The organism is Streptomyces sp. N50 (assembly GCF_033335955.1).
Classification (GTDB): Bacteria; Actinomycetota; Actinomycetes; order Streptomycetales; family Streptomycetaceae; genus Streptomyces.
Window position 1 is genome coordinate 1,112,556 of record NZ_CP137550.1, and the last position, 18,611, is coordinate 1,131,166.

At 70.5% G+C, this 18,611-nt stretch carries 18 protein-coding genes and 1 pseudogene; 6 read left to right on the top strand and 13 right to left on the bottom strand.

Annotated features, from left to right (window positions below):
- Positions 1–106: 106 nt before the first annotated feature.
- Together R2B38_RS49640 and R2B38_RS49645 are read left to right on the top strand one after the other, a co-directional pair.
- Positions 107–817, top strand: a complete 711-nt coding sequence (locus R2B38_RS49640) for a dienelactone hydrolase family protein (protein ID WP_318022784.1) — start codon at positions 107–109, stop codon at positions 815–817.
- Positions 818–914: 97 nt separating this feature from the next.
- Positions 915–1,373, top strand: coding sequence for a pyridoxamine 5'-phosphate oxidase family protein (locus tag R2B38_RS49645; protein ID WP_318022785.1), 459 nt, complete (start codon positions 915–917; stop codon positions 1,371–1,373).
- Between the two features lie 36 nt (positions 1,374–1,409).
- Here the strand turns inward: R2B38_RS49645 and R2B38_RS49650 are convergent, their stop codons facing one another.
- The 10 genes and pseudogenes from R2B38_RS49650 to R2B38_RS49695 all read right to left on the bottom strand — a co-directional run bounded on the left by R2B38_RS49650 (position 1,410) and on the right by R2B38_RS49695 (position 10,065).
- Entirely contained in the window at positions 1,410–2,315 is a 906-nt protein-coding gene (locus tag R2B38_RS49650) for an aldo/keto reductase (RefSeq protein ID WP_318022786.1), read from the bottom strand.
- 42 nt (positions 2,316–2,357) lie between these two features.
- Positions 2,358–3,722, bottom strand: coding sequence for an RICIN domain-containing protein (locus R2B38_RS49655; protein WP_318022787.1), 1,365 nt, complete (start codon positions 3,720–3,722; stop codon positions 2,358–2,360).
- Positions 3,723–3,856: 134 nt separating this feature from the next.
- The gene (locus tag R2B38_RS49660; RefSeq protein ID WP_318022788.1) at positions 3,857–4,912 is read right to left on the bottom strand and encodes an NAD-dependent epimerase/dehydratase family protein; all 1,056 of its coding nucleotides are present in this window, start codon (positions 4,910–4,912) and stop codon (positions 3,857–3,859) included.
- Positions 4,913–4,995: 83 nt separating this feature from the next.
- Positions 4,996–5,628 (bottom strand): SRPBCC family protein, encoded by a 633-nt coding sequence (locus R2B38_RS49665; protein ID WP_318022789.1) that lies wholly within the window; start codon positions 5,626–5,628, stop codon positions 4,996–4,998.
- Positions 5,625–5,999, bottom strand: coding sequence for a metalloregulator ArsR/SmtB family transcription factor (locus R2B38_RS49670; RefSeq protein ID WP_318022790.1), 375 nt, complete (start codon positions 5,997–5,999; stop codon positions 5,625–5,627). The genes R2B38_RS49665 and R2B38_RS49670 overlap by 4 nt, the downstream gene beginning before the upstream one ends.
- Positions 6,000–6,057: 58 nt before the next feature.
- Positions 6,058–7,389 (bottom strand): annotated as a pseudogene (locus R2B38_RS49675) (aldehyde dehydrogenase family protein); the annotation flags it as partial.
- Positions 7,390–7,493: 104 nt separating this feature from the next.
- Positions 7,494–8,690, bottom strand: a complete 1,197-nt coding sequence (locus R2B38_RS49680) for an RNA polymerase sigma factor (RefSeq protein WP_318022791.1) — start codon at positions 8,688–8,690, stop codon at positions 7,494–7,496.
- The gene (locus R2B38_RS49685; RefSeq protein WP_318022792.1) at positions 8,690–9,046 is read right to left on the bottom strand and encodes a YciI family protein; all 357 of its coding nucleotides are present in this window, start codon (positions 9,044–9,046) and stop codon (positions 8,690–8,692) included. The genes R2B38_RS49680 and R2B38_RS49685 overlap by 1 nt, the downstream gene beginning before the upstream one ends.
- Positions 9,047–9,138: 92 nt before the next feature.
- Entirely contained in the window at positions 9,139–9,552 is a 414-nt protein-coding gene (locus R2B38_RS49690) for a DUF6193 family natural product biosynthesis protein (RefSeq protein WP_318022793.1), read from the bottom strand.
- Positions 9,553–9,576: 24 nt separating this feature from the next.
- Positions 9,577–10,065, bottom strand: a complete 489-nt coding sequence (locus R2B38_RS49695) for a MarR family winged helix-turn-helix transcriptional regulator (RefSeq protein WP_318022794.1) — start codon at positions 10,063–10,065, stop codon at positions 9,577–9,579.
- A gap of 111 nt (positions 10,066–10,176) precedes the next feature.
- Between R2B38_RS49695 and R2B38_RS49700 the strand changes: the two genes are divergently transcribed.
- From R2B38_RS49700 to R2B38_RS49715, 4 genes are all read left to right on the top strand, one after another.
- Positions 10,177–11,259 (top strand): substrate-binding domain-containing protein, encoded by a 1,083-nt coding sequence (locus R2B38_RS49700; RefSeq protein WP_318022795.1) that lies wholly within the window; start codon positions 10,177–10,179, stop codon positions 11,257–11,259.
- 212 nt (positions 11,260–11,471) lie between these two features.
- A complete protein-coding gene (locus tag R2B38_RS49705) occupies positions 11,472–13,169 on the top strand; it encodes a hypothetical protein (protein ID WP_318022796.1) in 1,698 nt (565 codons plus the stop codon).
- Positions 13,170–13,259: 90 nt separating this feature from the next.
- Entirely contained in the window at positions 13,260–14,291 is a 1,032-nt protein-coding gene (locus R2B38_RS49710) for an acyl-CoA dehydrogenase family protein (RefSeq protein ID WP_318022797.1), read from the top strand.
- Positions 14,292–14,377: 86 nt separating this feature from the next.
- Complete coding sequence (locus R2B38_RS49715; protein WP_318022798.1) at positions 14,378–15,595, top strand: GNAT family N-acetyltransferase; 1,218 nt, start codon at positions 14,378–14,380, stop codon at positions 15,593–15,595.
- 55 nt (positions 15,596–15,650) lie between these two features.
- On the opposite strand, the gene R2B38_RS49720 is transcribed toward R2B38_RS49715, so the two are convergent.
- From R2B38_RS49720 to ssuE, 3 genes are read right to left on the bottom strand one after another with little or no spacing between them, the layout of a single operon-like run.
- On the bottom strand, positions 15,651–16,793 hold the full coding sequence (locus R2B38_RS49720; protein WP_318022799.1) for an LLM class flavin-dependent oxidoreductase: 1,143 nt from the start codon (positions 16,791–16,793) through the stop codon (positions 15,651–15,653).
- A gap of 35 nt (positions 16,794–16,828) precedes the next feature.
- Positions 16,829–18,025: an SfnB family sulfur acquisition oxidoreductase gene (locus R2B38_RS49725; RefSeq protein ID WP_318022800.1), complete on the bottom strand. Its 1,197-nt coding sequence runs from the start codon at positions 18,023–18,025 to the stop codon at positions 16,829–16,831.
- Positions 18,026–18,030: 5 nt separating this feature from the next.
- The gene (gene ssuE, locus R2B38_RS49730; RefSeq protein WP_033280724.1) at positions 18,031–18,585 is read right to left on the bottom strand and encodes an NADPH-dependent FMN reductase; all 555 of its coding nucleotides are present in this window, start codon (positions 18,583–18,585) and stop codon (positions 18,031–18,033) included.
- Positions 18,586–18,611: the final 26 nt, after the last annotated feature.

The following is an 18,611-nucleotide window of genomic DNA, read 5'->3' on the forward strand; positions in this document are numbered from 1 at the left end:
GCCGGGGAGCCCCCCGGACCCGGCCGTGACAGGCTGGCTGGAGATCGCGTCGGGCCCCGTCCCGACAACGCCCCTACCGAGCATCGCCGTACAGGAGTTGAGCCCCATGTCCTCCGAGCTGCCGAAGTCGACCGGAGCCCCGGCCCATCAGAACGTCACCTTCCCCAGCGCCGGGGGCACCGCCCACGGCTATCTCGCGCTGCCGCCGTCCGGGAGCGGACCGGGCGTGATCGTCATCCAGGAGTGGTGGGGCCTGACCGACCACATCGCCGACGTGGCCGACCGCCTCGCCCAGGAGGGCTTCGTCGCGCTCGCCCCCGACCTCTACGGCGGGAACGTGGCCCACGAGAGCGACGAGGCCCTCCGGATGATGCTGGCCCTCCCGGTCGGCCGCGGTGTCGAACTGCTCTCCGGCGCCGTCGACCACCTCCTCTCCCTGCCCGAGGTCACCTCCGACACGGTCGGCGCGGTCGGCTTCTGCATGGGCGGCGGCTTCGTCCTGTACCTCGCCGCGGCCGATCCCCGGGTCAGCGCGGCGGTGCCGTTCTACGGCGTGATCCAGGGCGAACTCCCCGACTTCTCCGGCCTGAAGGCACAGATCCAGGGCCACTACGGCGAGTTGGACGAGAGCATCCCGGTGTCCGGCCTCGACGCCCTGGCCAAGCACATCCAGGACCAGTCCGGCATCACCCCGGACCTGCGCCTCTACCCGGCCAACCACGCCTTCTTCAACGACGGCCGCCCGGTCTACGACGCCGACTCCGCCACCCGCGCCTGGGCGAGCACGGTGCCGTTCCTGCACGAGCAGCTGGGCTGACGCCCCCCACGCCCCCCACGTCCCCAGCGCCCTCGGGCCGAGGTCCTACGCCCTTGGCCCGAGGTGCCGCGCGGGCTCCCCCGGTAGCGTCCCGCGCATGACGATCACCGCGCCGCCTCGCAGCCCCGAAGACCGCAAGCGTGACGTACTTGCCCGGCTGGAGCGGGAGTTGGACCTCTGGGTGGCCTCGGCGGATGCCGACGGGGTGCCGTGCCTGGTGCCACTGTGGTTCCTCTGGGACGGGCAGTCCGTGTGGCTGTCCACCCGGGCCACGAACCCCACGGGCCGCAATCTCGCGGACGGGCGCCGGACCCGGCTCGCCTTCGCGGACACCCGGGACGTCGTGCTCATCGACGGAGAGGCGACGGCCTTCACCGCCCAGGACGTCCCGGCCGCCGCGGTCGAGGCCTTTCACGGGAAGTACGGCTGGGATCCCCGCGAGGACCGTGCGCCCTACGCCTTCTTCCGGGTACGGCCGCTCGCCGTCCAGGCGTGGCACGAGGTGCGCGAATTGCCCCAGCGGCATCTGATGCGGGACGGGGCCTGGGTGGTCTGAGCCCCGCTGCAGCCCCCGCCGCAACCCCGCCGGTGCTCAACCCGCCTTGCTGTGCAGCTCGTTGAGCCGGGACAGCTCCTCCTCCGTGAGCCGGATCGCGCCCGTGGCCACGTTCTCGGCGAGGTGGTCGGGGTTGCCCGTGCCGGGGATGGCGAGGACGTGCGGGCCCTGGGCGAGGGACCAGGCGAGGCGGATCTGGGCGGGGCTGGCGTCGTGGGCCTCCGCGATGGAGAGCACCTCGTCGTCGTGGGCGGTGGTCGCGCCCTGCGGCCCGGCCTCGCCCGCGATGGCGAAGAACGGGACGAAGGCGATGCCCTGTTCCCCGCAGATGCGCAGCATCTCGTCGGTGTCGGGGCTGGACGAGTCGAGCCCGAACCGGTTCTGCACACTCACCACCGGCGCGATCGCCTGCGCCTCGGCCAGGTGCCGCGGCTCGACGTCGGAGATCGCGAGATGCCGGACCAGTCCCTCCTCGCGGAGTTCGGCGAGGGCGCCGAAGTGCTCGGCGACCGAGTCCTGGCGCATCCGGCGCAGGTAGACCACGTCCAGGTGGTCACGCCCCAACTGCCGCAGGTTCTCCTCGACATGGCCGCGCAGGTCGTCGGGGCGGGCCGAAGTGCCCCACTCCCCCGAGTAGTTGCGGAAAGGTCCGACCTTGGTGGCGATCACGAGGTCGTCGGCGTAGGGGGCGAGTGCGGAGTTGATGAGCTCGTTCGCGGACCGCAGGGACGAGAAGTAGAAGGCGGCCGTGTCGATGTGGTTCACACCGAGCTCGATCGCCCTGCGCAGCACGGCGATCGACCGGTCGCGGTCGCTCGGTGTCCCGAGGTTGAAGGCTGCGCTGCCCGTCAGCCGCATCGCGCCGAAGCCGATGCGGTTGACGGGCAGGTCGCCGAGTTGCCAGGTGCCCGCGGCGGCCGCGGTGATCTTCTCAGAGGTCATCAGCGGAGTTTCGCACACGTCCGCCGAAGGGCCGACGGCACTTTACGGATACGTGTACCCGTTCAGCGAGGTGACCGCGGAGGCCGGATCACCGAGGTCGTAGCGGTCCACGGCAAGGAAGTTGGGCTTCTTGCGGGCGGCCGGCTGGCAGAACCGCTTGGCCCGGTCGAGGACCTTGGTGTTGTCGGTCTGCGCCGTCCCGGCGATGGTGGCATCGCGGAAGTGGTTCATGACGAACAGCGGGCGGAACCCCGCATACGTCTGCGTCAGCGGCACGTTGAGGTCGCTGCCGTACCAGCGGCTGTAGCAGGACCAGTCGGAGGAGCTGGCGCCTGAGCCCATGGACCAGTAGTTCTCGACGGTCCACTCGCGCTGGTACATCACGCCGAAGCTGTCCCGGGTGAGTCCGGCGGACTCGTCGGAGGCGCGGCTGTGGTCGGTGAAGATCAGCAGGCGGTGGTTGGCGGCGACCAGGTCGGCCATCTTCGGCCAGCCGTTCTGCCGCACTCCGGTCTGGTCGGGGCGGTACAGCACGTCGTACAGGCCGTTCACACGGGCGAGTTCGCCGCGCAGGACGCCCGGGTCGACGTAGTCCTCCAGGAAGACGGTGACGAACTGGTCGGGGTGCGCCTTGAGGAAGTCGACCATGCGCTGGAGGTCGACGTTCAGGGCGACCGGGCTGCTGACCAGGGTGCAGCTGTCGTGGCAGAGGATCGCACCGTCGGAGGTCTGGTGGATGTCCAGCATGAACCCCCGTACGCCGTCGGAGAGTTGCTGGTTGATGCCACGTGACTGGTTCGGGAAGAAGTTCACGAAGGGCGGGGCGAAACCGCCGTCGACCCCGTTGGCGTACGCGTTGTGCGCGGTGAGGAACGTGACCTGGTCCAGGGTGCGTTGGTCCTGGGCCGGCATCGGGTTGGTGGGTGACGTGATCGGCGTGAGATACCAGGAGGCGAGGCCGCCGGAGCCGCCCATGGCCAGCTGGGCCGGGTAGTTGGCGCCGGAGGGCTTGGCGCCGACGGTCAAGTAGCTTTCCGCGCCCGGGACTTTGAGCGTGTACTGGTCGCCGCCGGTCGGCGTGATCTGCCAGGCCGCGTCGGCGCTCGTGCACGCGACGGTCTTCGCCGTGGTGCCCGAGCGGCCCAGACAGCTGCCGGCCGTGTCGGTGCTCTCCAGGACGTACGACGATCCGCTCGCCTTGAGGTTCCACTGCTGGTGGTCCTCGTTGCCCTTGGGGTTGTGCTGCTCCACCGCTCCCCCCTTGTCGGCCGCGTTGAGCCCGGTCGTGGCGCTCTGGACGTAGTAGGTGCCCGGAGCGGGGACCGCGTCGGCGGCTCCGGCCGGTGGAGCGACGATCGCCGCGGACAGCGCGGCGGCGACGGCGAGCAGGGCGTGGGGGGGTCGCATGGGTGCCTTTCGGTTCGAGTGTGGTCAGGCTCATGACACCGAAAAGGTGATCGGCCACACCCAAGCGCCTGTGGTCTGAACCAGTCAAGAGGGGTGACCCGACGGCGGAGTGAACGGCGGAGGACGGGCCACGATCACCCCGATTTCCTCAACTCCCGCCAGGCCAGGTGGTGATCGAGGAGGGTCTCCTCCAACGGCCGGTAGTCGATGCCCAGTTCCTTCACACCGCGCCGGTTGTCGACGGGGAACCTGATCCCGAGGTGCTTGCGGATGTAGTCCTGGGTGAGCCCGAACGCCGGGCCCAGGACGCGCACCGGCCAGTGCGGGAGGCCGTGTCGGGGCAGCCGGTAGTCGCGGCGGAGGTGCTGCCGCAGGGCGCGTGACATGTCGAGGAAGGACGCCATCCGGGCGGCCGCGACGATGTAACGGCCGTGCGCGTCGGGGTTCTCCGCCGCCGCGATGTGCGCGGCCGCGACGTCCCGCACGTCGGCGACGGTGAAGCTGAAGTCGGGTGCCCCGTAGAAGAAGTAGCCCTTGAAGAGCTCGTCGAGGAGGAACAGGCTGCCGGAGTCGGAGGCCGGGGTGAGTGAAGGGCCCAGGATCAGACCGGGGTTGACGGACACCATGCGCCAGCGGTTCTGCGCCTGTTGCGCGTCCCAGGCGGCGCGTTCGGCGACCGTCTTCGCGTAGTGGTACGGGTTGTTCTCGACCGTGCTGGTGGTGTTGAAGTAGTCCTCGGAGAGCGTCCCGTCCTTCATCGCCAGTACGTCGACGTAGTCGCCGAAGATCGCGCCGACCGTCGAGGTGAACACCAACTTCTCGACGCTGGGCGTGCGTTCGATGCCGGCGAGGACGTTGCGGGTGCCGGTGAGCGCCGGGTCGACGACGTCCTTCTGGCCGTCCTTGATCTTCTCCGGCATCAGGAACGGCGAGGCCACGTGGAACACGACCCGGCAGCCGTCCATCGCCGCGTCGAAGGAGCCCTCCGCCAGCAGGTCGGCCTCGAACAGCCCCAGCGCGCCCGGGAATTGCTCTCCCATGGCCCGCAGCGGCGCGACCTTCGCCTCGTTGCCGAGGGACCGCACGGTGGTGTGCACCCGGTAGCCGCGCTCCAGCAACTGCCGGACCAGATGGCTGCCGACGAAGCCGCTCCCGCCGGTCACCAACACCGTCTCGCCGCCGTCACTCATCCCTGGCTCCGATCACCGTGGCGTCCAGCGCGCACGCTACAACGGTGATCGGTGTCAGGTCAGCGCTTCGGTCGCTACGGGTCTCAACTCCCGTCGCCCGTATAGGCGGCCGTGGTCCGGTCGGCCGCCTCGCGGGCCGCCGACTCGTCCTCGCCGCTCGCCACGTTCGCCGCGAACCACGCCTCGCTGCTCAAGGTGACGAAGCGGCGTCCCTCCTCGGAGCCCAGCCAGGCCATGGCGTCCTCGGGCTTCACGGAAGCCTGGCCCGACAGATTGCCGTCCAGCCCCAGCAGGATCGAGTCCCAGCCGACGCCCACCGCGCCGGGCCCGAACTCGGCCCATTTCGTGTCGTCGACGTGGGCGATGTGGTCCAACTCGAAGCGCGTCCCGTCGCCCTCGGGCGTCAACCTCAGCTCGATCCAGCTCACTTCACCGCCGTACTCCCAGGTCGCGAAGAAGGAGTTGGGCGGGTCGCAGCGCTCGACGGTGCCGCCCGCGTTGCCCTGCACCTGGTACTTCCCGCCCAGCCGCAGTTCGCCGGTGACCGGCAGGAACCAGCGCGGGATGCGCTCGGGGTTGGTGCAGGCGTCCCACACGTCCTCGACCGGTGAGCCGTAGGACTGGCTGATGGTGATCACGCGGGCCTCGCCGGCCTGGAAGGCGCGTCGGCCGACCGTCCGGCTCACGGAGTTGATCTGGTGGGTCACGTCGATCATGGGGTGCTCCTCGGCTCTTCGGGGCTGTCGTCGTCGGACTCGCGGAGCCGGCGCTCGCGCTTGCCCCGGGCCAACTCGGTTGCCAGGGCGTCCAGATGAGGGGTCCAGTAGCGGCGGAACCGGTCGAGCCAGGCGTCGATGTCCCGCAGCGGCGCGGAGTCGACCGCGTACAGGCGCCGGGTGCCGTCCGGCCGTACCGTCGCGAATCCGTTCTCCCGCAGCACCTTCAGATGCTGGGAGACCGCGGGCTGCGTTATCCCGAACTCGCGCCGGACGACGTCGCTGACCGTGCCGGCGGGCTGCTCGCCCTCGGCGAGCAGCTCCAGGATGCGGCGGCGCACGGGGTCTCCGAGCACATCGAAAGCGTGCATGCGGCAAAAATATCACCGGTCGCTTATATAAGCGACCGGTGATAGACGAGCCCGTCCGTCAGACGAGCGGCTTCTCCAGCAGGGCCTTGCGGTGGCTGAACGTCTCGATGGAGTAGCGGCCGTGGTAGTTGCCCATGCCGCTCTCGCCCACGCCGCCGAACGGCAGGTCGGAGACGGTGAGGTGGGCGAGCGGGAGGCCGTAGCCGATGGCGCCCGACGAGGTCTCGGCGGCGATCCGGGCGCGGGTGTCGTCCGAGTCGGTGAAGACGTACAGGGCGAGGGGCTTGTCGCGGTCGGTGATGAACGCGATCGCCGCGTCCAGGTCGGGGACGGTCACGATCGGCAGGATCGGGCCGAAGATCTCCTCCGCCATGACCGGCGCCTTCGGGTCCACGTCGGCGAGCACGGTCGGCGCGATGTACTTGTCACCGCGGTCGCTGCGTCCGCCGACGACGACCCGGCCGGAGTCGAGCAGTCCGGCGAGCCGGTCGAAGTGGCGTTCGTTGACGATCCGGCCGTACTCGCCGGAGGTCTGCGGATCGGCGCCGTAGACCTTCTCGACCGCGCTCACGAGGAGCGGTTCGAGCGCGGCGGCGGTCTCCGGGTCGGTCAGGACGTAGTCGGGGGCGACGCAGGTCTGGCCGGCGTTGAGGAACTTGCCGCGTGCCAACCGGTCGGCCACGACGGCGAGATCGGCGTCGCGGTCGACGAACGCCGGTGATTTGCCGCCGAGTTCGAGGGCGACCGGGGTCAAGTGCTCGGCGGCGGCGCGCAGGACGATACGGCCGACGGCGCCGTTGCCGGTGTAGAAGATGTGGTCGAAGTGCTCGGCGAGCAGGGCCGTGGTCTCGGGGATACCGCCCTCGACGACGGCGACCGCGTCGGTGTCGAGATAGGCGGGCAGCAGCCGGGCGATGGCGGCGGAGGTGGCCGGGGCCATCTCGCTGGGCTTGACGACCACCGCGTCACCGGAGGCGAGCGCGCCGACGACCGGGGTCAGCAGCAGCTGGAGCGGATAGTTCCAGGGCGCGATCACGAGGACGACGCCGAGCGGGTCGTACTGCGTCCAGGCGGTCGCGTCCGTGCCGAGGTGGGCCGGGACGGGGGCGGACTCGGGCCGCAGCCATTCCTCAAGGTGGTCGAGGGTGTGGTCGATCTCGCGGACCGTGAAGCCGATCTCCGTGCGCTGGGACTCGGCGGCGCTCTTGCCGAGGTCGGCGTGGAGGGCGGCGGCGAGGTCGTCGCCGTGCTCCGTGAGCAGGTCGCGCAGGCGGCGCAGCTGGGTGGTACGCCACTCGACGGGCTTGGTGCGGCCGGTGCGGAAGGTGGCGCGCAGCCGGGCCACGATGTCGGCGGGCTGCTCTGGGCTGGACTGGTTCACGGTGCCTCGCTGCTGGTGCGTGGGGGTTCTCGACGGTCAGGTGTATATAGCAACCATTCATACACCAGGAGAAATTCCCGGTGCAGTCATGGTCACCCTCCGCCTCGCGGCTGTCACCTCCGGACGAGTTCCCGGCGCCGGCGTTCCAGATAGCCGCGCTCGGCCGCGCTCCCGGTCTGCGCGATGGCCGCCTCGTACGCCCGAACCGCCTCGGTGTCGCGGCCCAGGCGGCGCAGCAGATCGGCCCGGACCGCGTGCAGGACGTGGTACTCGCCGAGGTCCAGCGCGTCCACGAGGTCGAGGGCCTTGCGCGGACCGTCGACCTCGGCGACGGCGACGGCACGGTTCAGGGCAACGACCGGACTCGGGGCGACGGCCATCAACTGGTCGTACAGCTGGAGGATCTGCCCCCAGTCCGTCGCGCCCGCGGTCAGGGCGTCGCTGTGTACGGCGTTGATGGCGGCCTGGATCTGGTACGGCCCGGGGTTGTTCAGCCGCAGGCACCGCCGGACGAGTGACTGGCCGTCGGCGATCAGCTCGCCGTCCCACCGCTCGCGGTCCTGGTCGGGCAGCGGCACCAGCTCACCGTCGGGGCCCTCCCGCGCGGCCCGGCGCGATTCGATGAGCAGCATCAGCGCGAGCAGACCGGTGACCTCGGGCTCGTCCGGCATCAGTTCGGAGAGGAGGCAGCCGAGGCGCAGGGCTTCCGCGCACAGCTCCGGCGAGTCCGTGTAGCCCTCGTTGAAGATCAGGTAGACGACGGCCAGAACGCCCTTGAGGCGGTCGGGAAGGTCGGCGTCGCGGGGCACCCGGTACGGGATCCTCGCGTCGCGGATCTTGGCCTTGGCGCGGACCAGGCGCTGGGCCATCGTCGGTTCGGGGACCAGGAAGGCGCGGGCGATCCGGGCGGTGGTGAGCCCGCCTAGCAGGCGCAGGGTGAGCGCGACCTGCGCCTGGGTGGCGAGCGCGGGGTGGCAGCAGGTGAAGATCAGGCGGAGCCGGTCGTCGCGCACGGGTCCCTCCTCGGCGGGCGCGTCGGACGCGTACAGCAGGGCGGCCTCCGTGTGGCGGGCCTCCCTCGACGACTCGCGGCGCAACCGGTCGATCGCGCGGTTGCGGGCGGTCGTGATGATCCACCCGGCCGGGCTCGGCGGCGCGCCGGTCTCCGGCCACTTCTGTACGGCCGTGGTGAAGGCGTCCTGGACCGCTTCCTCGGCGAGGTCGATGTCACCGAGGAAGCGGACCAGGACCGAGACCGCCCGCCCGTACTCGGCACGGAAGACGGCCTCGATGTCGGTGTCGAACGGCATCAGTCCTCGGCCGTGTTCATGAAGGGGCGCACCTCGATCGGCAGGGTGGTGGCCCAGGTCGCCCGCTTCCCCCAGTCCAGGGCCGCGTCCAGGTCGTCCGCCTTGATCAGGCAGAGCCCGCCCAGATACTCCTTGCCCTCGGCGAACGGACCGTCGGTGATGAGCACATCGCCGTCCTTGGGCCGCAGCACGGTCGCGGTCTCCGGCCCGTGCAGCCCACCGGCGAACACCCAGGCCCCGGCCGCCTGCAGTTCGTCGTGGAAGACCTCCAGCTTGCGGCCGATCTCCGCCAACTCCTCGGGCGAGGGCATCTGTCCGTCGGTCGGGGTGATCACGCTGAGCAGGTAGTGCGGCATGACGTCCTCCATGGTGTAAAGGGATGGTCGAACCCTCCGGGGGTTCGCTCACCTCCTACACGAACGCCGTGGCGCCGGATCGACACCGCGCCTCAACTTGATTCCCGACCCTCGCTCGCCCGATCCCGCCGTGTTGCCGCTTCGTGAGCCGCGAGTGCTTCGCGGTCCCCCAGGAAGGCAGGGCCCCGGTCCGCCGGAAGGTGCCGGACCACCAGGGCAACGGCCTCGGCCGCTGTGGCTGCCGGGCCCACGACCTGGTTCCGGAGAGGACCGGCGACCAAATAGGGGCCGCCGATGGCGGGATGGACGTAGGGAATGTCCCAGGTCCACGGATATTCCGTGCAGCGGCTGAAGTGCAGCTCTCCCATACTGACCCAGGGAAACCAGCGCCGCAGGCGGGGTTCCCCATAGGCCGCTTCCAACAACTCGGCCTGCACACGTCCATCGTCACGCGCTGCCTGCCAGCCTGCTTCCACAGCCGCTTCGGCTGCCGCATCCCCGTTCATGCCTCCTATCCTGCCCGGGCCCGCTCAGGACACCGGCAGGATTTTCTCCGCGGGGCCGTCCGTCATGCCGCCCCCGGTCCCCTCCGCAGGATCCTGGTCGAGCGCCGTCGTGAGCCGGGCGAGCAGTCGTACGAGGTCGCCCTGGTCGTCGATCGCGCCGAGGAGCCGGGTCTGGTCGGTGAGGAGGCGGTGGGCCGCACGCTGGTGGAGGGTGCGGCCGCGGGCGGTGAGGTGGAGGAGGACGCGGCGGCGGTCGGCGCTGTCGGGGCGGCGGTACACCAGGTTGTCGGCGACCATCCGGTCCACCAGTTTGGTGAGGCTCGGCGCCGGCATCAGCACCTGGTCGGCGATCTCGGTCATCGGGTGGCCCTTCCCGTCGGCGATGACCGACAGGACGCGCCACTGTTCGAGCGAGCAGTTCTCCTCGGCCAGGACGGCGGTCATGCGCAGGCCCAGTCGCCGCTCGGCGTGACTCAGCAGGTGGGCGAGGGCCGGCGACGGTACGGACGACATTGCCGCTGTCCTTCCGGTAGGTCTACTGTGCGGTTCAGATTACGAGCCTCTGCGAGGGCGCCGGGGCTGGGCCCGGTTTCCGTGCCCTCATGCCCTCACGGAGGTGGTCTGGTGCATCCCCTGCCGCCCGGGCGGATCAGCGGCCCGGTCAAGACGTTGGTCGTGGCCCTGGTCGTACCTCTGCGGGGTCCGGCGGGTGTCTTCGGTCCGTCCTGCGAACTGGCCGCACAGCTCGCCGTGGAGGAACTCAACGCCACCGGTGGGGTGTTGGGCCGCGAGGTCCGTCTCATCGTGGTGGACGGCGGCGCACCGGCGGAGCAAGTCGCCGCCGAGGTCGAGCTGTTGGTGTCGATGCGCGCGGTCGACGCGGTGGTCGGCTGGCACACCTCGGCGGTCCGCAAGGCGCTGGTGCCGCGCATCGCGGGCCGGGTGCCGTACGTCTACACCGCGCAGTACGAGGGCGGCGAGCGCACACCGGGCGTGTTCCTCACCGGCGAGACCGACGCGGCCCAACTCCTGCCCGCCATGCGGCTGTTGGCGGAGGAGACCGGTGTACGGCGCTGGTGCACGGTGGGCAACGACTATGTGTGGCCGAGGGTGACCGCCCGGGCCGCGCGCCGCTACGCCCGGGACTGCGGCGGCCGGGTGCAGGGCGAGGCGTTCGTACCGCTGGGGACGTACGAATTCGGGCCGGTGCTGCGCCGGATCGAGCGGTGCGAGGCGGACGCCGTCCTGATGCTGCTGGTCGGGGACGACGCGGCGCGCTTCAACCGGGCGTTCGCCGCGCACGGGTTGCACCAGCGGTGTCTGCGGCTGAGCACGCACATGGACGAGAACATCCTGCTGTCCACCGGCGCGGAGGCGACCGAGGGACTGTGGGCCGCGGCCGGTTACTTCGAGACCCTCGCCACCGCCGAAAGCCTTGATTTCAGCGGGCGTTACGCGGCCCGCTTCGGCGTGGAGGCACCCGTCGTGGGCAGCCTCGGCGAGTCGTGCTTCGAAGGCGTACGCCTTCTCGCGGCCCTGGCCGAACGGGCGCGGTCGCTCGATGTGGGCGCCATGTGCGCGGTGGGCGGCACCGTCTCGTACGAGGGCCCGCGGGGCGTACTGCGTCTGCACGGCAATCACCTCCGCCAACGGCTGTACCTGGCCCGGGCGGACGCCTTCGACTTCGACATCGTCGCCCAACTCTGACCTCGCCACCTGCTCCGACCGAGAGTACCTTCCTCCAGGAATAGTTTCCACAGGAAGCATCGATTAAATCTACGCGCGTCGCCAAAAGAATTTTGAAAGCCCTTCCATTTAAAGCAGGCGAAACGGTCGGGAAACAATTCGGCGTGACTCTTCCGTCCAACTCCCCCGGGCCGTCCGGGAGATGACCCACACCCGTGGAAGAGGGAAGTGTCGTGACGGAGATCGTCGACAAAGAGGCGCCGGCAACGGCTGCCGGACGGACCTACAACGACTGGGCGAAGAACGACACCCTGGAGGACTACTCGCTGCGCTACGCGCCGAAGTCCTTCCGCCGCTGGACGCCGTACGTCGTGGCCACCACCGCACTCGGCGGTATCGCGTACCTCGCCGACTTCGCCATCGGCGGCTCCATCGCCATCTCCAACGGCTTCTCCAGTGCCATGGTGGCGATCCTGGCGGCGGCGGTGACGATCTTCCTCACCGGCATCCCGATCTCGTACTACTCCGCCAAGTACTCCATCGACATGGACCTGTTGACCCGGGGCGCCGGTTTCGGCTACCTCGGCTCGACCCTCACGTCGGTCATCTACGCAAGCTTCACCTTCATCTTCTTCGCCCTAGAGGGCTCGATCATGGCGCAGGCGCTGGACCTGGGCCTCCACATCCCCCTGGCCGTCGGCTACTTGATCTGCTCGCTGATCATCCTGCCGCTGGTGATCTACGGCATGACCGCGCTCTCCAAGATGCAGGTGTGGACCCAGCCGGTGTGGCTGGTGCTGATGGTCGCGCCGTTCGTGTCCATCGCGATCCAAGAGCCGGGCAAGTTCTCGGAGTTCACGCACTTCGCGGGCAACTCCCCCACCGGTTCCAGCATCAGCATGCTCGGCGTCGGCGCGGGCGCGGGTGTGGCCCTGTCCCTGATCGCGCAGATCGGTGAGCAGGTCGACTACCTGCGCTTCATGCCGGACAAGACCCCGGAGAACGCCAAGAAGTGGTGGGGCGCGGTGCTTTCGGCAGGCCCGGGCTGGGTCGTCCTCGGCGCGGCCAAGCAGATGGGCGGAGCGTTCCTCGCCTTCTACATCGCGGGCAGCGTGGGTCTGGCCAAGGCCAACGAGCCCATCCAGCAGTACGTGCACGGCTTCAAGACCTTCGCCGCCCCGGTCGCCCTGGGCCTCGCCACGTTCTTCGTGATCCTGTCCCAGGTGAAGATCAACTCGACGAACGCGTACTCCGGTTCGCTGTCCTGGTCGAACTTCTTCTCCCGCCTGACACACCGTCACCCGGGCCGCGTGGTCTACATCTTCCTCAACGTCGGCATCGCCCTGGCGCTGATGGAGGGCGGTGTCTTCGGCTTCCTCAACACGGTCCTCGGCTTCTACTCCAACGTGGCGATCGCCTGGATCGGCGCGGTCGTCGCCGACCTGGTCATCAACAAGCCGCTCAAACTCAGCCCGTCCTACATCGAGTTCAAGCGCGCCCACCTGTACAACTTCAACCCGGTCGGCTTCGGCTCGATGCTCATCGCCTCGGCGGTCTCCATCGCCGCGTACTTCAAGGCGTTCGGCGACTACGGCAAGGCGTACTCCCCCTTCATCGCCCTGTTCCTGGCGATGGTCCTCTCGCCCCTGTTCGCGTACCTCACCAAGGGCAAGTACTACATCGCCCGCCTCGACGACCTGGCGGAGCCGCTGCTCGACGCGGACGGACTCCCCTCCGCCGTCATCCTCAACTGCACTGTCTGCACAACGGACTTCGAGCGTCCCGACGTGGCGAACTGCCCCTTCCACTCCGGCCCGATCTGCTCCCTGTGCTGCAGCCTGGAGAAGGACTGCCACGACTCCTGCAAGAGCGCTCCCGGCGCCACCGGCCCGGTCGACCTGGCGATGCCCGCCGTCCGCTCGGCGGACTGACCCCCGCGCTCCCACCGCTCCGGCCCGCGTCCTGCGACACGGGCCGGAGCGTCGCGCGTGCCCGGCTGCCCGATCGGCAGAATCTCCCGCATGACCTCCCACTTCCTCGTCACCCGCGCCCGACACCTCGCGGACCACCTCCTCGCCCCGCACGCCGAACAGGTCGACCAGGAGGGCGTCCCGGCAAGCCACATCGAGGCGATCAGACAGTCCGGCCTGCTGGGCGTGAGCGCACCCGTGGCCTACGGCGGCTCGGCGGCCCCGGGCACGGTGGCCCGGGAGACGGCGGAGATCCTGGCCGGGGCATGCTGCTCGACGTGGTTCGTGCAGACCCAGCACCACACACCGGTCATGACACTGGCGAAGAGCGAACTCCCGGTGCGGGAACGCCTGTTGGGCCCCCTCGCGCGAGGCGAGCTGATGTCGGGGGTGGCGTACGCGCACCTGCGGGCTTACCCCCGGATCCCGGTGCGGGTCACGCGCGAACGGGGCGGCTGGCGCTTCGACGGAACCGTGCCCTGGTACACGGGGTGGGGCCTGAACGACGTGATGCTGCTCGCGGGGGTGACGGACGCGGACGAGGCGCTCTTCGCGTTCACGGAGGCGCGGGAGCAGGAGGGCCTGCGACCGTCCGCCCCGATGCGGCTCGCGGCACTCACCGCGTCCCGCACGGTGTCGCTGGAGCTGGACGGACTGTGGCTGCCCGAGGACGCGGTCGCGCTGCGGACCCCGTACGCGGACTGGGCGAAGACCGACCGCCCCAAGCCGACCAACGCGTCCCCGGCGGTCTTCGGCGTCGCGGCGGCGGCCCTCGCCCTGCTGGACGACGAGCAGGCGGGTCCGATCCGCACCCGCCTGGCCGACGTACGCGAGCAGGCCTACGCCCTGGCCGAACACCCCGTACCGCACGAGCACTTGGAGGAGCGGCTGGCGCTCCGGACGCGGGCGTACGAGGTGCTCATGACGGCGACCACGGCCGCGGTGGTGGCCGGAGGCGGCAGGTCGCTGTCGTTGACGAACAGAGCCCAACGCCTCGCGCGGGAGGCCCTGTTCCTCCTGGTCCAGGGCCAGACGGCGGAGTCGAGAAGGGTCCACTTGAAGGCACTGGCCGACCGGGCGTAATTCGCTTGACCTGGTCCCGGAGCGGCGCTGCACTGTGGCGGGACACCACGGGTAGTGGTGCCGGTATCCGGGGAGGCACGGCAGCGATGGAGATCCGTCCCACGACCGACGAGGACCTCGACGTCTTCGTCGACACGATGCACGCCGCGTTCGGGCTCTTCCCGGAAACCCCGGTCGACGGCGGCGGGTTGTGGTGGTCGGCGCTGGAGATGGACCGCTGTCTGCTCGCCCTGACGGCGGACGGGCGGCCCGTCGGCACCGCGGCCACCTACCCCTTCGAGCTCACCCTGCCCGGCGAGACCCTCGTTCCGGCCCCCGGGGTGACCGGCGTCGGCGTCCTGCCCTCGCACCGGCGCCAGGGCGTGCTCAGCGCGATGATGCGGCATCAGCTCACCGGACTGCGGGCCCGCGGAGAGATCCTCTCCGTGCTGCTGGCCTCCGAGGCCACGATCTACGGCAGGTTCGGGTACGGACCGGCGACCTACACGGGGCGGCTGACGGTGCCGCGCCACAAGGCCGCTCTCGACCTCCCCCGGGCGCACAGCCCGGGCGACGGCCGAGCGACCGGCTCCGTCGAGGTGCTGCGTCGTGCCGAATGCGGCGAGATCCTGGAAGAGGTCTACGACCGCTACCGCCGCGCCCAGCCCGGCGCGCTGTCCCGGCCGCACCGCTGGTGGGCCCTGCGCGCGGGGCAGCCCCCGATCTCGCCGACTCCGCGCTACATCGCCCTCCACCGGGACGCCGACGGCATGCCGGACGGGTACGCCGCCTACTCGCTTGAGTCCGGCACCCTGACGGTCGACGAGACCATCGCCACCGACGACGCCGTGTTCACGGCCCTGGCCCGGTTCGTGCTCGGCCACGACCTCGTCTCCCAGGTCGTGTTCAAGCACGTCCCGCCCCGGCACCCGCTGCGCTGGCAGCTCGCGGACTTCCGCGCCGGCGAGGTGAGCCACGACATGGACTGGCTCTGGGTGCGGCTGCTGGACGTACCGCGTGCGCTGACCGCGCGCGGCTGGTTCACGGACGGCGAACTCGTCCTCGCCGTGGACGACCCCTTCCTCGACGACCACGGCCGTTACCTGCTCACCGTCCGGGACGGCAAGGCCGACTGCGTGCCGACGGGCCGGACGCCCGACCTGTCCCTGGACGTGTGCGACCTTGGCTCGGTCTACCTCGGCGGCACCGCCCCGAGCACGTTCGTGCGGGCCGGCCACATCCGGGTCCACCGCCCGGGCGCGGCCGCCCTCGCCGACGCCCTCTTCCGCACCGACCGCTCCCCGCACTGCCTGCACTGGTTCTGACCACGCATCCGGCAACTACGCCCGCCGGGCGCGGAGTTGGGCATCGGCGGGACCGTCAACTGGCGAACGGCACCTGCGCCTCGGAAGCCTTCCGCTCACCGACCGGGTGCTGCCACACCCCGTCCGCCGCCAGCCTCGGCAGCACGCCCTCCCCGAACCAGTACGCCTCCTCCAGGTGCGGATACCCGGACAGCACGAACTCCTCGATCCCCAGCGCCGCGTACTCCTTGATCCGCTCGGCGACCTCCTCGTGGCTGCCGACCAGCGCCGTCCCCGCTCCGCCCCGGACGAGCCCGATCCCGGCCCACAGGTTGGGATGGATCTCCAGCCCGTCCCGGCTCCCGCCGTGCAGCGCGAGCATCCGCTGCTGCCCCTCGGACTCGCTCCGCGCGAGCCCGGCCTGTACGGACTTCACGGTTTCGGAGTCGAACCCTTCGAGCAACCGGTTCGCCTCGGCCCACGCCTCCGCGGACGTGTCACGCGTGATGACGTGCAGCCGGATCCCGAAGCGCAGCGTCCGCCCCTGCTTCGCCGCCAACCCCCTGATCCACGCGATCTTCTCGGCGACCTGAGCCGGCGGCTCGCCCCAAGTGAGGTACACGTCCACGTACTTGGCGGCGATCTCCCCCGCGATCGGCGACGATCCCCCGAAGTACACCTCGGGCACCGGGTCGGGCAGCCGCGCCAGCTTGGCCTCCTCGACGCGCAGATGCTCACCGGCCAGATCGACGGTCTTCCCGTCCCACAACTGCCGTACGACCTCCAGGAATTCGCCGGTACGGCGGTACCGGTCGTCCTTGTCGAGGAAGTCTCCGTAGGCCCGCTGCTCGTGGCTCTCGCCGCCGGTGACGACGTTGAGGAGCAGGCGTCCGCCGGTCTGCCGCTGGAACGTGGACGCCATCTGCGCGGCGAGCGTCGGCGAGACGAAGCCGGGGCGGAAGGCGACCAGGAACTTCAGGCGCTCGGTGTTCTGGCTGACCATCGCGGTGGTGAGCCACGCGTCCTCGCACCAGGCGCCGGTGGGCGTGAGGGCGCCCACGAAGCCGAGGTCCTCCGCCGCGCGGGCGATCTGGCTCAGGTAGGCGACCGTCGGCGGCCGGTCCCGGCCGGAGGCGGTGGCGGGGGTGCCGTGACCGCCGCCCACGACATGACGGCTGTCCCCGTTGGTGGGGAGGAACCAGTGGAAGGTGAGGGACACGTGGGGGCTCCTGTCTGGACTGTCCGGTAGGTGAGTTAGAGGAGGCCGTGGCGGGGCGGCCTGGTGCCGTTCAGTACGTAACGGCCGATGTGCTGGATCTTCCAGCGCGCCGGGTCGTGCAGGGTGTGGGTGCGAGCGTCCCGCCAATGCCGGTGCAGGTTCAGGGAGTTGAGGGCCGACCGCGTGCCCGACACCTCGAACAGCGCGCCCGCGACCTCCACGGCCGTCTGCGCCGCGTGCACCTTGGCCGCCGCGACCGCGATGGAGGCCTCCGCCGCCGAGTCGTCGTCGAGGTTGGCGCGCGCCGCGTCCACGGCCTTGGCCGCCTGGATCAGCAGGGCCTCGGACGCCCTTACCTGGATGGCGAGTTCACCGAACCGCTGGATCAGCAGCGGGTCCTCGGCGGCGGTCTCGACGCCGCTCTCGAACCAGGGGCGGCTCTTCGTCCGGACGAACTCGGCGGCCTCGGCCAGCGCTCCCCCGGCGATCCCGGCGTCGATGGCCGCGTGGAGCAACTGGGCGACCGCGCCGTGGAGTTGGGGACCTCCGAAGGTGAGGTGGTGCGGCAGGACCCGGTCGGCGGGGACGGCGACCGCCTCCAGCCGGACCGTGCCGCTGGCCGTCGTGCGCTGGCCCATTCCGTCCCAGTCGTCGACGACCGTGACGCCCTCGGCGTCGCTCGGGATGTACGCGACATGGAGGTTGTCGTCATCGGTGCGGGCGAGGACGGGGATCCAGTCGGCGAACAGGGCGCCGGTGGAGTAGTGCTTGACGCCGGTCAGTCGGTAGGAGCCGTCGGGCTGGAGTGTCAGGCGGGTGCGGATGTCCTGGACGTGTTTGGTGCCGGCCTCGGACTGGGCGTTCCCGAAGCGGCGCCCCGCCAGCAGCTCGGCGAAGAAGAACTTCTGCTGGTCCGGGGTGCCCTGACGGCGGATCACATTGACGTAGGCGAAGTGGCTCTGCGGGATCTGGGCGAGGCTGCCGTCGGCGGAGCCGAGGAGGCGGAAGATCTCGGCGAGGGTCTCCGCGCTCACGTCGGCGCCGCCGTGGTCGGCGGGCACGGTGACCGCAAGCAGTCCGGAGCCGGAGAGGCGGTCCAACTCGGCGCGCGGGAGCCTGCGTTCGGTGTCGCGCGCCGAGGCTCCCGCCCGGAACTCGTCGGCCAGCGCGGCGGCGAGCACCAGGGCCTCGGCGTCGTCCGCGATCACATGGGCGGTCGCACGGTCGGTCATGGTGGTCAGCTCGCCGCGGCCAGGAGCGGGGTCCGGCCGAGCGCGGCCGAGAACTGGTCCACCACCTGAGTGAGCGCCTCGCTGGTGGCCGGGGCGACGGTGAGCGAACCGTCCTCGTGGGCCGTGATGTCCTTGTCGAGGGTGAACCAGCCCTGGACTATGTGGGCAGCACCCATGGAGTTCAGCACCGGGCGGAGTGCGTAGTCGATGGCGAGCACATGTGCGGTGGACCCACCGGTGGCCAGCGGCAGCACGGTCTTGCCGGTCAGCGCGTACTGCGGGAGCAGGTCGAGCAGCGCCTTGAGGACTCCGGAGTAGGAGGCCTTGTAGACGGGGGTGCCTACGACCACTCCGTCGGCGCGGGCGAACAGTTCGGTGGCCTCGACGATGGCCGGGTGGCGGAAGTCCGCGCCGAGAAGGGCCTCGGCGGGGATGGTGCGCACGTCGAGCGGGATCACCTCGTGGCCCTGGGCGATCAGCCGCTTGTCCAGGTGCCGTAGCAGGCGATTCGTGCGGGAGGAGACGGAGGGGCTGCCGGAGACGGACAGGACGGTGGCCATGGGTCCTCTTTCGGGGAGGCGGGGCG